Annotated in this window: 14 protein-coding genes and 1 pseudogene; 2 read left to right on the plus strand and 13 right to left on the minus strand. The window is 65.8% G+C overall.

The window, feature by feature from the left end; translation table 11 throughout:
- Window positions 1–111: 111 nt before the first annotated feature.
- From MUG78_RS00990 to MUG78_RS01025, 8 genes are read right to left on the minus strand one after another with little or no spacing between them, the layout of a single operon-like run.
- Window positions 112–1,608, minus strand: a complete 1,497-nt coding sequence (locus tag MUG78_RS00990; protein WP_246991368.1) for a cellulase family glycosylhydrolase — start codon at window positions 1,606–1,608, stop codon at window positions 112–114.
- Entirely contained in the window at window positions 1,609–2,910 is a 1,302-nt protein-coding gene (locus MUG78_RS00995) for an acyltransferase family protein (protein ID WP_281499759.1), read from the minus strand.
- Window positions 2,907–4,364, minus strand: coding sequence for an O-antigen ligase family protein (locus tag MUG78_RS01000; protein ID WP_246991371.1), 1,458 nt, complete (start codon window positions 4,362–4,364; stop codon window positions 2,907–2,909). Before MUG78_RS01000 ends, MUG78_RS00995 begins: the two co-directional genes overlap by 4 nt.
- Window positions 4,361–5,476 (minus strand): glycosyltransferase, encoded by a 1,116-nt coding sequence (locus MUG78_RS01005; protein WP_246991372.1) that lies wholly within the window; start codon window positions 5,474–5,476, stop codon window positions 4,361–4,363. The genes MUG78_RS01000 and MUG78_RS01005 overlap by 4 nt, the downstream gene beginning before the upstream one ends.
- A gap of 5 nt (window positions 5,477–5,481) precedes the next feature.
- Window positions 5,482–6,693 (minus strand): lipopolysaccharide biosynthesis protein, encoded by a 1,212-nt coding sequence (locus MUG78_RS01010; RefSeq protein WP_246991373.1) that lies wholly within the window; start codon window positions 6,691–6,693, stop codon window positions 5,482–5,484.
- Entirely contained in the window at window positions 6,690–7,793 is a 1,104-nt protein-coding gene (locus tag MUG78_RS01015) for a glycosyltransferase family protein (protein WP_246991374.1), read from the minus strand. Before MUG78_RS01015 ends, MUG78_RS01010 begins: the two co-directional genes overlap by 4 nt.
- A 21-nt stretch (window positions 7,794–7,814) precedes the next feature.
- Window positions 7,815–8,378 (minus strand): acyltransferase, encoded by a 564-nt coding sequence (locus MUG78_RS01020; RefSeq protein WP_246991375.1) that lies wholly within the window; start codon window positions 8,376–8,378, stop codon window positions 7,815–7,817.
- A 20-nt stretch (window positions 8,379–8,398) separates the two neighbouring features.
- Window positions 8,399–9,640 carry an alpha/beta hydrolase family protein gene (locus tag MUG78_RS01025; RefSeq protein WP_246991376.1) on the minus strand — a complete coding sequence of 414 codons (1,242 nt, stop codon included), beginning with the start codon at window positions 9,638–9,640 and terminating at the stop codon, window positions 8,399–8,401.
- 256 nt (window positions 9,641–9,896) lie between these two features.
- On the opposite strand from MUG78_RS01025, the gene MUG78_RS01030 reads away from it, so the two are divergent.
- Both MUG78_RS01030 and MUG78_RS01035 read left to right on the plus strand, forming a co-directional pair.
- Window positions 9,897–11,012, plus strand: coding sequence for a YveK family protein (locus tag MUG78_RS01030; protein WP_246991377.1), 1,116 nt, complete (start codon window positions 9,897–9,899; stop codon window positions 11,010–11,012).
- Between the two features lie 38 nt (window positions 11,013–11,050).
- On the plus strand, window positions 11,051–12,163 hold the full coding sequence (locus tag MUG78_RS01035; RefSeq protein WP_246991379.1) for a glycosyltransferase: 1,113 nt from the start codon (window positions 11,051–11,053) through the stop codon (window positions 12,161–12,163).
- Window positions 12,164–12,218: 55 nt separating this feature from the next.
- On the opposite strand, the gene MUG78_RS01040 is transcribed toward MUG78_RS01035, so the two are convergent.
- The 5 genes and pseudogenes from MUG78_RS01040 to nrdE all read right to left on the minus strand — a co-directional run bounded on the left by MUG78_RS01040 (window position 12,219) and on the right by nrdE (window position 19,474).
- Entirely contained in the window at window positions 12,219–13,349 is a 1,131-nt protein-coding gene (locus tag MUG78_RS01040) for an acyltransferase family protein (RefSeq protein ID WP_308221390.1), read from the minus strand.
- A 1-nt stretch (window position 13,350) separates the two neighbouring features.
- Window positions 13,351–13,905: a YdcF family protein gene (locus MUG78_RS01045; RefSeq protein ID WP_246991383.1), complete on the minus strand. Its 555-nt coding sequence runs from the start codon at window positions 13,903–13,905 to the stop codon at window positions 13,351–13,353.
- Between the two features lie 74 nt (window positions 13,906–13,979).
- Complete coding sequence (locus MUG78_RS01050) at window positions 13,980–15,623, minus strand: sugar transferase (protein WP_246991385.1); 1,644 nt, start codon at window positions 15,621–15,623, stop codon at window positions 13,980–13,982.
- 203 nt (window positions 15,624–15,826) lie between these two features.
- Window positions 15,827–17,019, minus strand: a pseudogene (locus MUG78_RS01055) (IS3 family transposase).
- Window positions 17,020–17,221: 202 nt separating this feature from the next.
- Window positions 17,222–19,474 (minus strand): class 1b ribonucleoside-diphosphate reductase subunit alpha, encoded by a 2,253-nt coding sequence (gene nrdE, locus MUG78_RS01060; protein WP_246991387.1) that lies wholly within the window; start codon window positions 19,472–19,474, stop codon window positions 17,222–17,224.
- Window positions 19,475–19,492: the final 18 nt, after the last annotated feature.

Consider the following 19,492-nt stretch of genomic DNA (forward strand, 5'->3'; position numbering starts at 1 on the left):
GGCGATGCTCCGTTCATTGGAGGACGTCATGCCGCTGCTGCGTGACCGCCTCGACTCCCGGCGCTGAATCCTGAGCGATGAGCCACCGGAGTCGACGATCGGGCCGGCCTCTCAGCGCTTGTAGACCTTCGCGCCGGCCAGAATGTTCCAGGTGATGTATCCGTTCTGGAAGTCCTGCCGGCGTCCGAATCCACTGGCATACTCGTCCGACGTCGGGAAACCCAGCGCAGCATCGTACACCTGCAGAATGCCGCCGAACACCGCGTGCGCGCCGGTAGCGGCGGACCAGAAGACCAGCGCTTCGCCATTGGGTCCGGCACGCTGCTGGCCGTTGGCGAAGGGACCCGCCGCACACGCCAGGCCACGTCGCAGGTAATCGCCGACCGGACGCGGAGACCAGAATGTTCCCTTCGCCGAATGAAACCCGGCGCCCTCCAAGTACTCCTTGGAGGTGCAGTTCTGGGTGAGGCTGTACGCGGGCGTCAAGGCGTCTTGCGCCGGGAACGCCGTGAACCGCGATTCGATAGCGGCGGCCGGGAGACCGCTCCGGACCAGTTCGGCGACAGCGGTCGCGGCGGGTTTGCGTCCGAAGTCCGAGCGCAGGAGGCCGAAACTATCCTCCGCGTTCGCCGAACCGGTCCTCTTGTCGATCGCCGAGAAGAGATACAGTTGCCCGGCCCACGGCAGAGAACGCCAGGCCCCGATCATGTCCAGGATGATCCGCTGCTGTTGGTCCTCCGACTTGCCCTGCTTCGTCGGGGCACCGAACTCGGTCACCAGGACCTTCTTCGCCGCATCGCCGCGTTCGACCATCATCCGCCGGATACTGGCCAGGTACTGGGTCGGCCGTTGCGGCCAGCCGCCGTCGTCGGTAAACGCCGTCGGGTAACTGTAGGGGTGAATGGACAAGGCATCGAAGTACGCCCGCCCGCCGTTATCGTAGATGCCCTGGACGAAGGTGACGGGGTCGATCGTGCCGTTCGTGTTCGCCACGAATGCCACGGCGCCGGCGACAACGGCCGCCTCCGGCGCCGCCGCCTTGATCTGCGGGTAGGCGGCCTTCAGCAGTGCCGTGTACACGCTGGCGTTCGGTGGTTTGAAGAACATCGCGGCGTTGGGTTCGTTCCAGATCTCGTACCCGGCGACACGGTCCCCGTAATGTGCGGCGACAGCGCGGGCGTAGGCTCCGAAGTCGGCTGGTCTCGCCGGGGCGGACATCAGGTTAGAATACCCGGCCCCGCCAGCCCATTTCGGTGTGTAGTCGAGGATGCCCAGGACAGCCAATCCGTGGGCACGCGCGCTGTTCACCACCCGGTCGGTCTTCGTCCAGTCGAACGATCCCTGTTTCGGCTCCACCATGGGCCACGGCAGATCGATCCGGACCGACTGCAGCCCTAGACTCTTCATCTCAGCGAAAACCCGGTTCACCTTGTCAGCGGAGTAGTCGAGCACCTCCGCGCCGGTGGACACGCCGAGTTGCCGAGAGTCCTCCAATACCGCTGAGCCAGGCGATGCCGCCGACCGCGGCGCCTCCACCGCCGTTCCGACGAGGCCTGCACCGAGAACGACGCAGACACTCAGCACGCTGATAATCGCTGATGTACGCACTCAACTCCTCACGATCGTCGGCCATCCATTCGGCCTGCGCTTGAACTCACAGCGTAGAGCTGGCGCTTCCACCAGACGATACGTGACTTCACTGAGCAGAATTGTCGGAATGAGGACGATTGCCGCACTAATGGCGAGACCGGAGATCGAGTCGTCGCCATACCAGCCCATCCGCCGGGTGAACAACAGGACCGGGTAGTGCCAGAGGTAGATGCTGAGCGAGATGGTACCCAGCCGATAGAAGTATCGAGAGTCGATGGCGTTCGACAGCCACGAAGTCCGACCGGCGGCGAAGGGGCTAGTGATGAAAATGATGATGCCCATCGACAGCGCCGACAGCGCCATGTTGTCGAATCTGGTGTGCAGGTCACGCAGTGTCAGCAGCACCGGGACCAGGCCGATCATCATAACGACGGCACCAACCCGCAACCAGCCGATCGTCTTACGCCCGGGCTTGCCGGCACTGATCGCCAGGAAGACCACCGAAGCGAGCATGCCAAAAGCGAAGGTGTCGGCAAGCACCAGGAAGCTGCGGCTCAATACCGCGATCCAGGTCGGTCCGAAGCCGTTCTCGACGGCACCGATACCGCCGTGCGCCGCGGACAGCCGGTCGGCGACGTACTTGCCGACCGAGCTCAATGCGATGAGGAGAATCGGCGGAACGAGGACGATCCACGCCTTGGGCATCGAGGTCCGGCGGGCGAGCATCCACAGCAGCCAGCCGGAGATGGGCAGCGACAGATAGAAGCTCAGCTCGAGCGTCAACGACCACGCCGGGCTGATCCCGGTCTGCATGTACTGCGGGAACAGTGACGCGGTGAGACTGAGCTGGCTCAGGAGCATCGGCGGATCGGTGATCATGCCGACACCGAGTCCGAAGTCCCCGGTGGCCTTCTGCTGCGCCGTGGCGATCAGCTGATTCTCCAGATAACTGGCCTGAAACAGGAAATTCACCAACAGGAAGATGACGATGTAGCCCGGGAAGATCCGGAAGAACCGCCGATTGGCGTACCTCTTCATATCGGGCATCGGCTTGTGTGTCATGAAGCGAGCGGCGAACTGAAGGTAGAGTAGGAAGCCTGAGGCGGCGAAGAACAGGTTGAGCGCCAGCCCCAGCGGCCAGAGCCGGAGCTCGGTACCGGTGATCGGCGCATTCATCTGCGCCACATGGCCGAAGGCGACACCCATGCAACCAAGACCCCGAAGGCCTTCGACGCCGGGGATCCGCTTGTCGCTGTCCTTCGCACCCGGAACCAGGACGTCGTGGATGGCCTTGGCCCGTTCGATGATCTGAGTGCTCATGCGACTCCCTGCGTCGTCGACGTCCCCCGCTTTTCGGGATCGTCCGTCGGATTGCTGGTTCGGGCTTTCATCGCCGGATCTCTGGCCGCCTGGATCAGGATCGCGACTAGGAAGCTGTAGACGAGAGTGACCATCGGTACGATCACGATCGGGAAGTCGAGCTGGATCGCGATGCCGTTGAGCGCGGCGAAGCCGGCCCCGACCGCGGCGAGACGGAAGCTGTCCGCGCGGAGCATCCGGAAGCTGAGCACCAGTCCGCCCAGGATGACCGCCACGAAGGCCAAGAAGACCAGAAGTCCGCCGCGGTAGAAGGTGAGCAGCGGGGTATTGGCCACGAAGTTGACGGTGTAGCCCCACTCCTGGCTGAAGAACTCCGGCCGCCCCCAGCCGACGCCGAAGATCCAGTGTCCGTCCATGTAGCCGGTGAACCGTTCGTAGGCGTTCATGCGCTCGAAGGCGCCGGAGTCCTGCGCCGAACCGGTGTCGAGCAGGCGCCGAGCGATCGTGTCGTCACTGAGAAGGACGAGTAGGCCGACGGCCATCGTCCCGAAGGCGAGGATTCGCGCGCCGACGGGCAGCTTGCTGAGCACCAACAACAGCAACAGGCCCGCAATCACCGTGAACATGGCCGACCGGCTGAGGGTGAGCGCGATCGCGGTACCGATGATCGCCGCACACAGGACGGCGAACGACGTCCGGAAGGTGTAGACGACCGCGATCAACCCGATCACCAGGAACAGACCGGCGATATTCGGTTCGATGTAGGTGCCGGCCAACCGGACTGCACCGCGTTGACCGTTCTCGACGAAATAGCGGGTCGTCTCGTCAGTCACCCGATAGCCCATGCGAGCCATGATCTTGTCGCCGCCCAGGTCCTGAAAACTGAGGATCGCGATCGCCGCCCCGGCCGTCACCCCGATCCCGAACCATCGGACGGTCAGCAGGAAGACATCTCGGGGCAATCGGACCAGCGGAATCACGATCGCCGCCGCGAACACCCAGCGGATGAGGGTCGTGATGTCGAGCGCGTGTGAGTTGGTGGCGACCGCCGACACGATCGACAGTGCGACGAAGGCCGAGTAGGCGACCTCCAGCCCGGAGATCGCCGACACCGCATGCGGGATCAGGAAGGCAGCAACGTACACGGCGGCGCCCAGGATGAAGACCACCGGCAGTGGAAGACCCGGAAACTGCATAAACGGGAAGCCGCCCAAGACGAAGGCGAAGGCGTACGGAATCCACCGGCTGAACAGGATGCAGCCGGTGAGCCCGACGACCGCGCCAGCCGTCAGAACCACCACTTCTCGGTAGCCCTCGACCAGGCCCCATGCGGCGATCAGCGCCACCGCCGCGAAGAGAACCGCCAAACCGATCCAGTGCGCATTCCCGGCGATACGCCGACGACGGGCCTGCGGGATCTCCGCAGCCCGGTTCTCTGGAAGCGTTGCCGTCACATGCCCACCTCCACCCGACCCGAGTCGAGCCATGCCTCCACGATTCGATGGGGTTCGCCGTCGTCCCAGCGGGCGCGATTGGCCTCGTAGAGTCGGCGCGATTCGCGATCCGCCGCCGCCGCGTCCTGCAGATACTCGCTGGCCCGCTCGACGAGTTCGTCGTCGGTTTCGGCTGCTTCCACGCCGAGTACCTCCCCGTGGTCACCGAGGGCCTCCGCCGTGCCCAGGAAGGGAAGCCCGCGTGAGGCCGCCTCTAGCAGCTTGACCCGCACCCCGCCACCAGTGGCGATCGGCGCGATCATCGCGCGGCAGTCCGCCAGGAGCGCTGCGAGGTCCGGCACGAAACCCGTCACGACGACGCCCTCGGGCGTCTCGTCGAGCGTGTCGGAGCCCTTGCCGACCAGGTAGAGCCGAGCGTCGGGGACCGCGGCCCGGACACGCGGCCACAGCCGCAGCAGTCGTTGCGCAGCCTCGGCATTCGGTGGCCAGGTCCGGTCGCCGAGAAAGACCAGGTTCGGCCCCCCGTCCGCGACGTCGATCCGGTCGGCCGGCGGCAGTGTCAACGGCAGCCAGTGCACCTGCCCGACACCGGCGGCCCGGTACCGATCGCGGTCGGCCTTGTCGAAGGTCGCCACCGAGTCCGCACTCTGCGCCACCCGGTACTCATCGCGGTCGATCCGCCGCGCCTCGGACCTCAGAAGCCGGGATCTGGTCGATCGCCACACCAGAGATTCGGAGACGTGAGTGTTCACGTGCAGGCGGGCACTGTGCCGGGCCGCCGAGCGCAAGAACGACTCTGCCATGTAACTGTGCTCGGCGACGAACTCCGCCGATCCGCTGCTCTCGATCGCTCGGATCAGTTCGGGCGAATCGAACCGCGCGTGCACCAGACTGCGACCGGAGCGCAGACTCGACGTAAGCAGGCTGAATCGCGAGACGGGCGGCTTCGGGACCCTGATGACGTCCCCGTCCGAAACGCCTTTCGTCGACAAGGCGATGGCGCGCACCGGCCGGCTCTCGCGCGCCAGATTCATCACCAATCGGGTCATCGTGACGTCTCCGCCTGCGTCGTGCACCGGGTCCTTGGACAGCAAGAAGACAGTACTCTTCAACAGTGTCACTCCGCCGTCCCCACCTTCCGATCCGCAGGAGATGATTCAACCCCGCCCCGCGGGTCGGCGACAATTGTAGCCGACCGCCGCATGAGCCGAAGATACGCAGCGAGGAGCGTGAGCTCCGCCACGGAGCAGGCGATACCGGCGCCGGTGGCGTTCCAGCCCAGTGCGACGGCCACACCGACTAGCCCGAGTTTGAGCGGCAGGATCGGAAGCGCCCAGGTGAACCGCTCCACATCCCGGCGCTGTGCGTACATGATGATCGCGAGCACGCTCGTCATCGAACGGCCGAACACGAAGGGACTGAGTGCGAGCATCGCCCATCCCGTCGGAGACGGCAACGGCGACAGGACCACTGCGGCGCCGACAGCGGCGAGAAGCGCCGCAGAGGCCAATGAGATCGCCGCGACCCGCCGCATCGGCGGCCAGGAACCCCGGACTCCGTCGGCGAAGCGCAACCGCTCATGGAAGGTCTGGCCGTAGGCCTGCGCCGGGACGACCAGCGCCCACGCGGTCACCGAAGCCAGGGAGTAGTAGCCGGCAACGGTGCTGTTCGTCAGCATGCCGAGCAACAACAGGTCACCCTGCATGTTCGCGGCGTTGACCAGGGCTTCACCGGCCAGGAGTGACGACTCCTTGAGCCCTCCCGGGAACCGGGGGCGCGCCGCCGGCAGGGTGAACCAAGAGACCGCGATGACGATCGCCCAGGGGATCGAGTAGGACGCGGCGACGAGAGTGATCGAGGGATCCTGCACCAGGAACAGGACCGCACCACCGGTGACGACGCTGGACACCTGCCGCACCGTGTCCATCCGGTTCACCAGATGAGGGTGGCCCTTGCGGAGTCGGTACGCCTTGAGCGCGTTGAAGGTGATCTCTCCACCCGCGACGATCAGGGCGTATCCCGCGATGAACGACACCGAGACGAGCAGATAGCCGACCACGGCGATCGCCGTACCGGTGATGACCCGGGTGAAGCGCTCGGCCCGGAAGGTGTCGTCGTCGACCCGGATGGATCGGACGATGAACGGGCTCTCCAGCGGAGTGGCGATCAGCGGCGCGATGGCCACCGCCATGGCGTACAGACCGTATTGGGAGACACCGAGCCGGTAGTTCAGCGCCGCGATCCAGAGCAGACCGATTCCACGCCCTCCGTACACCCACAGCGCGGCCAGCGCGGCGCGGAGGAGGGAGGAATCGATCCGAAGCTTCATCGGGTGCCGGACGAGAGCAGGCGAACCCACTCCGCCAGATACGGCTGGACGGTCTGGTCGATGCCGGCACGCTCGGCGAATCCGCTGACGCCGGCGGTCAGCGCACGCAGTCGCACCCCATCACCGATGACGTCCGCGGCCACCGCGGCCAGGTCGCCGATCTCGCCGCGAACCGGGATGATCCCGTCTGTCTCCGGATAATCGGCCAGCGCGCCGTAGCCGCTGCAGACAACCGGCGTACGGTACGCGATCGCGCGCATCAGCACGCCGGAGGCCGGGTAGACGGTGCCGTAATGGCTGCGCTTGTCGTAGGGCAGCAGCATCGCCCGGATCGACGAGAAGAAGGCATCTTCGGCCGCACCGTCGACGGGTCCCAGGATCTCGACACCGTCGACCGGGGCGAGATTCTCCGTACCGCGCCCGGCCACCCGGATGGCGATGCTCGGGTCGAGTGTCTCCCGCAATGCCACGAGCTGGTCAAAACCCTTGCCCTTGTAGACGTGACCGAACAGGCCGACGGCGAGCGGACGTTCCGCCGGCGCCGGGATCGGCGGCCGCTCGGGAACGTGGTGCTCGGTCTCGATGATCCGCGCCCGCGGAAAGCGGCGGCGGGTCTCCCGCGCACCGGCACCGGTCATCACGAACAGGCTCGAATCGCCGATCACCCGCCGCTGCACCGCCGCCATGACCGGCTGCACCGGGTAGTGCAGTCCGTGATGCAGCAGGGTCCGGTTCGCCACTCCCCTGGTGCGCAACGGCCACCACACCGGCCACGGCGCATCGTGCACGGTGCCGGTGACCGGTGCCGGACGTGCCGACGGAACCGTCCAAAAGGGGACCACGGCCCCTCCGCTGAGCTCGAAGTGCACCACCGTCGAGCCGCTGGGCCCGGCACCGACCAACTGCGCCAGTGCCAACCTCCCCTGCCGGATATCGTGTGCCGTGGACTCCCCGGGCGGCCCGTGGCGCAGCGTTTCCACCGTCCCGAAGTACGGGGCGACTGCACCGAGGAATTCGTCTGCGAAGTCGCCGATACCGCTCACCCCCGACTCGGCGGCGACGTAGATCAGGCGCTTGTGCGCCAGCAGGTCATGGTTCACGTGGATTCCTGGCAAGTGCGCTCAGTAGAGAACGGGACGGTACTTCGGGTCGTAGGTCAGGTTCGACCTCCGCATCCCGCGATGCTTGGCCGGCACACCCGCGACGATCTCGAGTTCGCCGACGTCCTGACGCACCAGGGAGCACGCACCGACGACCGCACCGCGGCCGATGGTCACCCCGCACAACACCGTGGCACGGCTCGCGATCCACGCATGATCACCGATGTGGATCGGCTTCTCGACCGACTCGAAGTCATCGGAATCGATCACATGGTAGGCCCCGATGAGATGGACGTCGCTGGCGATCACGACCGCGTCCTCGATGGTCAAGCCGCCACGCGCATCGAGAAGGCAGCGGGATCCGATCGACACTGAATCGCCGATGGTGAGCGAACGGATGTCGAGGACCGTGCAGCCGCGCATGACCGCAGAACCGGCACCGATGCTGGCACCCCAGAATCGCAGCCAATTCAGCCGGACGTGATGCGACGGGAAGTAGGTGATGAGCAGGTTGTATCCCTGCTGGCCGATGCGCAGGACGCCTTTGCGGCCCTTCTGCTTCAGATAAGCGACCTTCGACTCCACGTCTCCTCCTCGTACAACCATCAGTTCTCGTGAGCGCGGCAGTCATCGGGGGCCGGATCACCGTCGACCCGATTCCGCAGCCACCGCTGAACCTGTCGATCGACGCCCTTCATGTCGTGGCCGGCATCCGCGGCGTAGATGGTGCTCACCGTCGATCCGAGGGCACACGCCTCCCGTACCGCCTTCTCCACCGAAGCCGGCGGGACGATCGGGTCCGCACCACCCCAGCCGATGAGCATCGGCGCCGACGCTTTGTGCTGCGGCAGCCGGGTGGAGGCCAGCCAGTCTTGCAGAACGATCGCACTCTCCCTCGTGCGCGGCCCCAGGTCGTCCGCTGACAGGGCTGCCAGCAGGGCATCCTTGGCCGCGCCCTGCGGATCCGCGCATCCCGCCAGGACACTCAGAGAATCGATGGCCCGCGGACTCAGATAGTCCTCGAGCTTCGCCTTATCCGGATGTGACGAGCTGATGCTGATCGCGAGCATCGGTAGGTATGCGCGCTGCCGGGCTGACGCCTTCGTGCTCTCGAGTCCCGCGCCGAGACTCGTGAGATCGACCGGGGGCGAAATGCTCGCCGTGCCGAGCAGTTTCAGCTCAGGTGCGTATCGGGCGGCGAGTTCGTTCGCCGCCCACGTCGCCTGCCCGCCAGCCGAACCGCCGGTTGCCACCCAGCGGGCGGACGCCTGCGGGTACAGCTGCCGGAGCGCGCGTACCGCGTCGATCACATTGTAACCCGCGGTATCGGCCTCCAGATACGGATGCTTCCCCGGATCCCCGGGTCCGAGTCCCTGATAGTCGGGCACCGCCACTGCGTAGCCGAGTTTGAGGTACCGCAGAACCCCGGCCCCGTAGCCGCGCAGGTCGGGGAAATTGCTCGGGCCGCACCCGCTCATCGCACCCGTGGTACCGGGTGCGATGACGATCACTGGAAAGCCCCCGTTCGGGGGCTTCCCGGCTGGCGCGAAGAACGAGCCGCTGACCTCTGTCGGCGCCTGCGAGGCGCTGTTCGTGGAGCGATACCAGGCGCGCCTGCTGAGGTAGCGATCCGAGCGCAATGATCCGTCCAGTTGAAGGAAGCTCTCCGAGCTGACCAGCGACCCCGGTCCCGCCCCTTCGTAGTGCGTCGTCTCCGCAGGTGGAGCCTCGTCTTCAGCGGCCTCACCCGCGCAGGCGGAGAGTACCGCGACCAGCACCGCGGCGAGCAGGACCGCGCCTCGTGGCCGCCCATTGCGGGGGCCCGAGACGACCGGTGTCGTGCGCATGGCGCCTCCTGAACGTAGCCCGCCCGGGTGGCGGATGCCTGCACTGTACTAGGCCATCGGGACTCCTCGCCACTTCGCATCTGCGGTGGATCGGGTGGCCCCGGAGTCCTTCGTTTTGTCCGCTTGGAGGACGCCGGGTACGATGGCGCGGCGGTGATGCGCCCAGACACGACACCGTGGAGAGCTCTCCCGCCGGGTCGCGCCTATCGGCCGCACCGGCCCGGATCGACCGAACGAAGACGAGGAAGTACGCCTGATGGATTTCAAGGCCTATATCCATGCGCTGCGCGACGGATGGGTGCTTCTGCTCACCACCGTGATCATTGGTGCTCTCCTCGGCGCCGGCATCAGCAGCCAACTCGCCCGGGACTATGTTGCCACCAGCCAGTTGTTCGTGTCGACGGCCGGCGCGAGCGGCTTCGACTTCCAGGGCGGCAGCCAGTTCGCCGAACGGCGCCTGTTCTCCTATGCGAAGATCGCCACCGCTCAGACGGTGACGTCGAACACGATCAAAGCACTCGGTCTCGACATGTCGCAGCAGGAACTGGCCGGAAAGATCACCGCGAGCCCCATTCCCAACACGACGATCCTTTCGATCGCGGTCTCCGACGACGATCCTGCCGAGGCCCGTCGGATCGCCAACGAGGTCACTCAGCAACTCGCGAACGAGATCCCCAAGCTCGAGCCGATCGTTCCCGACTCCGGGGCGGCGGTCATCGCGACGATCATCTCGCGCGCTCCGGAACCGGAATCACGCACCGGGGTGTCGATCCTCCGGGGAACGGCGATCGGCGCCGGCCTCGGTCTGATCCTGGGAATGCTGGCGGCGATCCTCCGCTTCATGACCAGTTCCCGTATCCGTTCGATCGGTAAGGTCACCGAAGCCGGCGCCGGACCGGTCCTCAGCACCATCCCGGCCAAGCCGGACCAGGCGCAGCTTCAGTCCGCCGCCGCCGCCGTACGGAATCGCATCGTCTACGCCACCGCGGCTACCGCCGAACCGTCGATCGCACTGGTGGATCTCACCGACGGACACCTGACGCCGCCCTTCGTGGAAGCCCTTCTGCACGAGCTGCGACAGGTCGGCGTCCACGCGACGGCCGGAGCGACCTTCGAAGGTCGCCACGCCACTGGCGGGTTCGAAGCCCTCGCGACACCGGTGTCGGTGACCGTGGTGGGAGATCCGGCACGGTCCCCCGCCGATTCGATGCTCGATACCCGCACGACGCACGTCGTGCCGCTCGTCCAGTACCGGCGCACGCCGCTGGCGAGCCTGGATGCTGCCGTGTCGGTCGCCGAGCAGGTCGACGCCGTCGTACTCGGGTCGGTGGTCGGTTCCGCACCGAAGTACGTCGCCGACAGCCTGGTGTGAGGCCTCGTGTCCCCGTCCTCTAGGAAGGTCCGGTCGACATGGGGGGCTTGATAGTCCACGAGTGGATCGAACCGCACGGCGGCGCCGAACGGGTGCTGGATGCGATGGCGGAGGCCTATCCCGACGCCGACATCCTCTGCCTGTGGAACACAGATACCGACCGTTATCCGGCCGCACGAATCCGTGAGCTGTGGCCGGCTGGCCGGCGCGAGCCCAACAAGGCGCTGCGGCTGCCCGCGATGCCCCTGCGTTGGCGGACCGGGATCGACGGCGAATACGACTGGACGCTGGTCAGTTCGCACTGCTTCGCCCATCACGTCCGGGTTCCACCCGCGGCGAACCAGTCCGAAGTCCCCAAGTTCGTCTACGTCCACTCCCCCGCTCGGTACATCTGGGAGCCGGACGTCGATCGGCGCGCCGCGTTCGCCCGCCCCCTGCTACCCCTCTTCCGCGGCATCGACCGCCGGCGGGCGCAGGAGGCGACGGCGATGGCCGCCAACAGCAACTATGTCGCCGAGCGTATCCAGCGCTTCTGGCATCGCGACGCCGTGGTCATCCACCCACCGGTCGCCACCGAGATCATCACCTCGGTGGACGACTGGTCGTCGACCCTGAATGAACGCGAAGCCGCGTTCCTGGACGGTCTGCCCGACAACTTCCTGCTCGGCGCGTCTCGGCTCGTCCCGTACAAGCGCCTGGATGTCGTGATCAACACGGCGGCCCACATGCGTCTTCCTGCGGTGATCGTCGGCAGCGGCCCCAAGGAATCCGAGCTGAGGGTACAGGCTGCGGCCAAGGACACCCCGGTGATCTTCGCCGGGGCGGTGTCGGACGAACTGCTGCGTGCGCTGTACCAGCGCTGTCTGGCGTATGTCTTCCCACCCGTCGAGGACTTCGGCATCATGCCGATCGAGGCACTCGCGGCCGGGGCTCCCATCGTCGTCAACGAACTCGGCGGTGCCGCAGAGGCCGTTCTCGAGTCCGGTACGAGCATGGGCGCGACTGCCGACATGAGCAACCTCGACGACATCGCCGCCGCGGTGCGCAGCGTCGCTGGCCGTGCGTCACCCGACGGCGTCGCAGCTGCGCAAATGTATTCGACCGGAAACTTCATCGATCGCCTGCAGGACTGGGTCTCCACGGCGGGCTGACCACGCTCCCGGCGCCCTGCCTCAACCCGAGTGCCGGGGCAGACCGAGTGCCGGGTCAGACCGAATTCCGCGTGCCGGCCGACGCCGGGTCCTCGTTCGAAGCCGGCCGGATCGATGCGGTGATCCGCTTGTGCGCACTCGTGACCAGCGCGCCGAGGGCGATCGGCGGAACGAACATCCAATTCAGCCGGAGGACCGAAGCCCCCTTGCGCAGGAGCAGGGCTGCGGCCACCACCGCAGCGGTGGTCACCAGCGGTTCGATCACGATCAGATGCACCGCGTGAAAACCCTGCGCCACCTGATCTGCGAACACGTGGATCACGAGCACCATCGGGACGTGCAGAACATAGACCTCGAGCGTTCGGCGGCCGATCCACGCCGCACCCACTCCGGTCCGACGGAACCGTCGCACCACGGGTCCGATCACTGTGAAGGCGAAACAGACCGCGAGCACGGCCACGAGCAGCGAAGCCAGCCGATCGACGGGCGCCGGAAGACTCAGGCCGGTGATCCCGTAGGTCACCATGACCCCCAGGCCGAACAGGATCGCACGCCGAAGCGAGGTCCGCTCGGTCAGTGCCGTGAGTTGGGGCGCGAGAAACACGCCGATCCCGAAGAACACCGCACCGCTAACCACCTTCAGCGGCATCACCTGTTCGCCCATGATGAGCGCGGCCCACGAAGCGAGGCCGAGACCGGCGACCACGATCCACGGGCGAATTCCCGCCAGAAAGGGGAAGGTCACCGCGTAGACCGCCAGCGCGAAGATGAACCACAGCGGCGTGGTCGGCATCACCAGTTCCAAGGCAGTCGCGGACACCCCGGAGAATTCGTGCGGCAGATCCGGGCGGGCCATCACCAGGTAGAAGACCGCCAGCACGGCGGTCCACACCAGGTACAGGTAGTAGGAGTTCGCCCCTCGAACGAAAGGCGCAGGGCTGCGCCGGCCCTGCAGGAGGCGGTTGCTCACCAGGTAGCCGGAGATCGCCAAGAGCACCGGCATCCGCACGACGCCCAGGAAACGGTTTCCGCGGTCCCAGACCTCCGAGATCAGGGCGTCGGTGCCCACACCATCGGCACCGACCGCAGGAACGAAGTCCCAGAGCGTCACATGGTAGAGAACCACACCGAGGACGCACAGTCCGCGTAACGCATCGACCCACTGGAGCCGTTGTTGGGTAGCGATGTCAGCAGCCTTTCACTCGCGCCTCGACGAATCCGCCGAGCTGATGATTGAATATCCGCGCCCAGCGCACCGGGCCGTAGCCACCCTGTCTGGGCATGGCGCGCATCACCGTTTGGCCGTCGAAGCAACGACTCAGGATGTACCGCGCCCGCACCAGGTGATGGCCCCAACTGACGACGATCAGCGAGGACCAGCCACGCTCATCAGCCAGGGCGGCGATGAATCGCGCTTCACCCCGCGTCGACGACGGCTCCGGCCGGAAGCACACGATTTCCACCGCAGGCTCCGCCCCGGCGCAGAGACCATCCAGGTACTCGTCATCCGGTTCTCGGGGCCAGTACGGGTCGGACACCACCACCGTGTCGGCATAGCCTTCTCTCGCCAGACGGAGCGCATAGGCCTCCCGGCCGTCGTGCTCGCCACCCAGCACCACGATCGCATCGACGCGCCGCAGCGGATCACTGTGGTCGCGTACGCAGACCTGGTATCCGGCCGCGATGAACAGACACATGGCCGAGGCCAGCCCGACCGCCAGAGTCACGAAGAACTTCCGCATACGATCGCGCCGTCCGCGGACGGCTGCCGAGTCGACACCGTCAGAGCCCGGCATTCGCTCGCCATCGGCGCACTCTAGTATGCACCGTCTTTCGCCAGTACAGCCCGGGCCGTCTGCGCGAGGATCATCAGATCGCCCGCCATCGACCAGTTCTCCACATAGAGGAGATCGAGCTGAACCGAGTCGTCCCAGGAGAGATCACTCCGGCCGGACACCTGCCACATCCCGGTCATGCCGGGACGGACCAGCATGCGGCGGATGACCGGTCCTTCATACCGCTCGACCTCTTCACGAAGCGGCGGTCGCGGACCGACCATGCTCATCTCTCCCCGCACCACGTTGAACAGTTGGGGCAGTTCATCGAGGCTGTACCGGCGCAAGAACCGGCCCACGCGAGTCACACGGGGATCGTCACGAATCTTGAACAGGACGCCGTTGCCCTCGTCCTGCGTCGCCAGTTCGGAGCGCATCCGGTCCGCACCGTCGACCATGGTGCGGAACTTCCACATCGGGAAGGGCTCGAGATCTGCACCGACCCGCTCCCCGCGGTAGAACACCGGTCCACGGCTGTCCAGCTTGACCGCGAGGGCGATCAGCATCATGAGCGGGCTGACGGCGAGTAGCGCCAGGGAGGCCATCACCTTGTCGAAGACGACCTTGTTGGCCCGGTTCGCCTGCGCGTGCTGCGGGCCCTCGACATGGAGCAGCGGCAGTCCCGCCTCCGGCCGGACCGTGATCCGCGGACCGGAGATGCCGGCCAGGCCGGGCGCGATCAGCAACTCGACGTCCTCGGCATCCAGCGTCCAGGCGAGCTCGCGCACGGACGACTCGTGCAGCACACCGGTCCCCGCGACGGCCACCGCGTCCGCGCCGGTCTCGCGCACGGCGTCGCCCAGCGCCTCCAGCCCGGTATAGACGGGGAACCGACCCAGTGCCGAACACGCGAGATGCGCTTCGATTTCCTTACTGTCGATCAGATTGGGTGTACACACACCGACGACCCGATAACCGAGCTCCGGCGACCCCGCCAGCCGTTCGACGAGCGAGCAGGTCGAAGCCTGATCACCGACCACGAGCACCGAGTGCATGCACCTGCCCTCGGATCGGCGGCGGTCGATGGCTCGCCGCCACAGCAATCGGGAGCCCAGCAGCACCAGCGTCCCCAGCGGGAAGACGATGGCGAACAAGCCACGCGGCACCATGAGTTTGAAACTGATCGCCAGGATCGCACAGAAGCCGAAGAACGCGAAGCATGCGGCGATCACCCGGTTGAATTCGGTCGGGCCAGCAGCAAGCACTTGCCGGTCCGAAGCCCCGGCGATGCGGAGGGCCAGCAACCAACCGACGATGAAGGCGATGGTCACCGCGTACACCGGCAGATGGAAGCCGGGCGGGATGTCGGTGAGTCCCCGCCCAAATCCGTAACGCAGCCCCTGCCCGATGAACACCGCCGCGGCGATGACGACGAAGTCCGTGATCGTGACACCCCACCGATACCTGTCCAACCACGAATCGCGTTGAGGTTCCTGCTCGGCAGCGCGCGTGGAAGGTTCGACGTTCGCTGCAGACGTCACGACCCGCTCGCCCATCGGCGATTCCGCCACAACGGGCTCAACCTCTCGAGCTTCAACACGCATGTCTGCCTTCCCCCCGAATCTCGCGCGGATTCCGTCTCCCCAACAACATCGTCCATGCTTAATGAAATCGTTACGTTTCACAACCGCTGCGCCTGCGCAATCGCCCGCGAGCTGATCCGGACTTGGCCTCCGCCTTCGTTGCCGAGGCCCCTACCAGCGAGTAGCCCTGAACACCGGATCCAAGACCGACATAACCTCATGAAAGGTGTGTTTCGCCACAATCAGGCCTCGTGTTATCTCGGTCACGGGACGGGACTGCTGCACGGATTGGTGACAGGTTGTAGTCACGCCGCGAGAGCGACGTTGTTGGTCATGATGGTCTCGAACTCGATGGGCGTCAAACGGCCCAGACGGGCCTGCCGGCGTCGGCGGTGGTAGGTCCGCTCGATCCAGGTGACCATCGCGATGCCCAGCTGCTCCCGGGTGGTCCAGGAGCGGCGGTCGAGGACGTTCTTCTGCAGGAGTGCGAAGAACGATTCCATGGCGGCGTTGTCTCCGCTCGACCCGAATCTTCCCATGGATCCGACCATGCGGTGACCTGTGAGAGCGCGCCGGAACTTCCGACTTCGGAACTGAGATCCTCTGTCCGAATGCACCACGCAGCCGGCGACGTCGCCACGCAGCGCGGCAGCGTTCTCGAGCGCCCGGACGGCCAGATGGGACTTCATTCGCGAGTCGATCGAGTACCCGACGATCCGGCCACTGAATGCGTCCTTGATCGCGCAGAGGTAGAGCTTTCCCTCCGCGGTCGGGTGCTCGGTGATGCCGGTCAGCCACAGCTGGTTCGGTTCGTCCGCGTCGAACACGTGCGGTGTCTGGCCATGCTCGTCGACAACCGAGCAGAGGTCGTCGTGGACGGGTGGGCCGGGCTTGCGGTGTTTGCCACGCTTGGGCTTGCCGAACGCGCTGAACCAGCCGTTCGCCGACGCGATGCGCCACGCGGTCCGGTCCGCCATCGCTTAGCCGTTGTCGCGGGCCTCGTCGGCCAGTAACCGGTACCCGAACTCGGGGTCGTCCTGGTGGGCGTCGAACAGGCCGTTCGCGCGATAGGCCTCCACGACCTCGCTCGGGGTGATGGGGGCGGCCAGCCACCGGTAGTAGGGCTGGCGGGAGAGCTTGAGCACCCGGCACGTCAACGTGACAGGGATCCCTGCTTCGGCGATCTCAGCCACGAGCGGGTAGAGCCTTTTCCCGGCAAGTTCGCCTGCGACAGGTACGCCGCCGCCCGACGCAGCACCTCGTTCTCCTGCTCCAGCAGCCGGTTCCGCTTACACAGCTCGCGGACCTCGGCCGACTCGGTGCGCGACTGGCCGGGCCCCGCGCCCTGGTCGATGTCAGCGCGACGCAGCCACTTCTGCAGCGTCATCGGATGGACACCGAAGTCTCTCGCGATCTGTTCGATCGTCACTCCGGCCTCACGGTTCCGAGCAGCGCGCACAACGTCATCTCGAAACTCACTCGGATAGGGCTTAGGCACAGCAACATCGTTCCAGGCCGGCCCTCCCGGGCAAGCCAGATCAAATGTCACCTATCCGTGCAGCAGTCCCGACAGTCCCTCGGTCTCATAGTTACAGAACTGCGTCCGAATTGCGGGAAGCTGCCCGGAATAGCACGAAGCGGCCATCGGGGCACCACGCGCGAACAACGGTGCCCGAGGCCGCTTCACGGCCACCTGAGGCCTAGAGCATGCAGCTGACGCAGCCTTCCACTTCCGTGCCTTCCAGAGCCATCTGACGAAGCCGGATGTAGTAGAGCGTCTTAATTCCCTTGCGCCAGGCGTAGATCTGTGCGCGGTTCACATCGCGGGTGGTGGCGGTGTCCTTGAAGAACAGCGTCAGGCTCAGACCCTGGTCGACGTGCTGGGTGGCGGCAGCATAGGTGTCGATGATCTTCTCGTAGCCGATCTCGTAAGCGTCCTGGTAGTACTCCAGGTTGTCGTTGGTCAGGTACGGCGCCGGGTAGTAGACGCGGCCGATCTTGCCTTCCTTGCGGATCTCGATCTTCGCCGCGACCGGGTGGATCGAGCTGGTCGAATGGTTGATGTAGCTGATCGAACCGGTCGGCGGGACGGCCTGCAGGTTCTGGTTGTAGATACCGTGCTGCTGCACGGCGGCCTTCAGCTCACGCCAGTCGTCCTGGGTCGGGATGGCCACTCCGGCGGTGGCGAACAGACCGTCCTCGCCCTCCTTCGCACCGGCAGTGGCGAACATCTCGCGCACCTTGGCGGTCTTGGGCTCCCACACCTGATCGATGTACTTGTCAAAGAACTCGCCGGAGGCGTAGGTGCTCTTCTCAAAGCCCACGAACGGACGGCCCTGCTCCTTGGCGATCTTGTTCGACGCCCGCAGCGCGTGGTACAGCACCGTATAGAAATACATGTTGGTGAAGTCGATGCCCTCCTCGCTGCCGTAGAAGACGCGCTCGCGGGCCAGGTAGCCGTGCAGGTTCATCTGGCCCAGGCCGATCGCGTGGCCCTCCTCGTTGGCCCGGCGGATCGACGGCACCGAGTCGATCGAGGTCTGGTCGGCCACGGCGGTCAGGCCGCGGATCGCGGTCTCGATGGTGGCGCCCAGATCCGGCGAGTCCATCGCCTTGGCGATGTTCATCGAGCCAAGGTTGCAGGAGATGTCGCGGCCGACGTGGCTGTAGGACAGGTCGTCGTTGAACGTCGACGGCGTCGACACCTGGAGGATCTCCGAGCACAGATTCGAGTGGGTGATCTTGCCGTCGATCGGATTGGCCCGGTTCACCGTGTCCTCGAACATGATGTACGGGTAACCCGACTCGAACTGCAGCTCGGCGAGGGTCTGGAAGAACTCGCGCGCCTTGATCTTGGACTTGCGGATGCGCTTGTCCTCCACCATCTCGTGGTACTTCTCGCTCACGTCGACGTCGGCGAACGGCACCCCGTAGATACGTTCGACGTCGTACGGGCTGAACAGGTACATGTCGTCGTTGTTCTTGGCCAGCTCGAAAGTGATGTCGGGGATCACCACGCCCAGGCTGAGCGTCTTGATGCGGATCTTCTCGTCCGCGTTCTCCCGCTTGGTGTCCAGGAAGCGGTAGATGTCCGGGTGGTGGGCGTGCAGGTACACCGCACCGGCGCCCTGCCGCGCACCGAGCTGATTGGCGTAGCTGAACGAGTCCTCGAGCAGCTTCATGATCGGGATGACGCCCGAGCTCTGGTTCTCGATCTGCTTGATCGGGGCGCCATGCTCGCGAACATTGCTCAGCAGCAGCGCCACCCCACCGCCGCGCTTGGACAGCTGCAGCGCCGAGTTGATGGAGCGGCCGATCGACTCCATGTTGTCTTCGATGCGCAGCAGGAAGCAGGACACGGGCTCACCGCGCTGCTTCTTGCCCGAGTTCAGGAAGGTCGGGGTGGCCGGCTGGAAGCGACCGGAGATGATCTCGTCGACCAGATTGCGGGCCAGCGCGGTGTCCCCGGCGGCCAGGGTCAGCGCCACCATGCACACGCGGTCCTCGAAACGCTCCAGGTAGCGCTTGCCGTCGAAGGTCTTCAGCGTGTAGCTGGTGTAGTACTTGAACGCACCGAGGAAGGTCGGGAAGCGGAACTTCTTGGCGTAGGCGTGGCCGAACAGCAGCTTCACGAACTCACGGTCGTACTGGTCGAGGACCTCGGGCTCGTAGTAGTTCTCCTCGACGAGGTAGTCGAGCTTCTCGTCGAGGTCGTGGAAGAACACCGTGTTCTGGTTGACGTGCTGCAGGAAGTACTGGCGGACGGCCTGCTGGTCCTTCTCGAACTGAATGTTCCCGTCGGCGTCGTACAGGTTCAGCATCGCGTTGAGCGCGTGATAGTCGAGGTCACCCGGGGCGTGCCCGGCCGGACCGGCGTGCACGCCGGAGACGCTGGCCGACACGGTGGGCTCGACGTCGGGAAGATCGGACACGGGAACTGCGGAAGGCGACACGAGGACTCCTGGATGTTG

The sequence above is a fragment of the Gordonia alkaliphila genome (assembly GCF_023017165.1).
Lineage (GTDB): Bacteria > Actinomycetota > Actinomycetes > Mycobacteriales > Mycobacteriaceae > Gordonia > Gordonia alkaliphila.

Excerpts from the sequence above, each read along its gene's own strand:
- MUG78_RS00995 (WP_281499759.1), bottom strand. The coding sequence starts at position 2,910 with ATGAGCACTCAGATCATCGAACGGGCCAAGGCCATCCACGACGTCCTG.
- MUG78_RS01010 (WP_246991373.1), bottom strand. The coding sequence starts at position 6,693 with ATGAAGCTTCGGATCGATTCCTCCCTCCTCCGCGCCGCGCTGGCCGCG.
- MUG78_RS01025 (WP_246991376.1), bottom strand. The coding sequence starts at position 9,640 with ATGCGCACGACACCGGTCGTCTCGGGCCCCCGCAATGGGCGGCCACGA.
- MUG78_RS01030 (WP_246991377.1), top strand. The coding sequence starts at position 9,897 with ATGGATTTCAAGGCCTATATCCATGCGCTGCGCGACGGATGGGTGCTT.
- MUG78_RS01035 (WP_246991379.1), top strand. The coding sequence starts at position 11,051 with ATGGGGGGCTTGATAGTCCACGAGTGGATCGAACCGCACGGCGGCGCC.
- MUG78_RS01045 (WP_246991383.1), bottom strand. The coding sequence starts at position 13,905 with ATGCGGAAGTTCTTCGTGACTCTGGCGGTCGGGCTGGCCTCGGCCATG.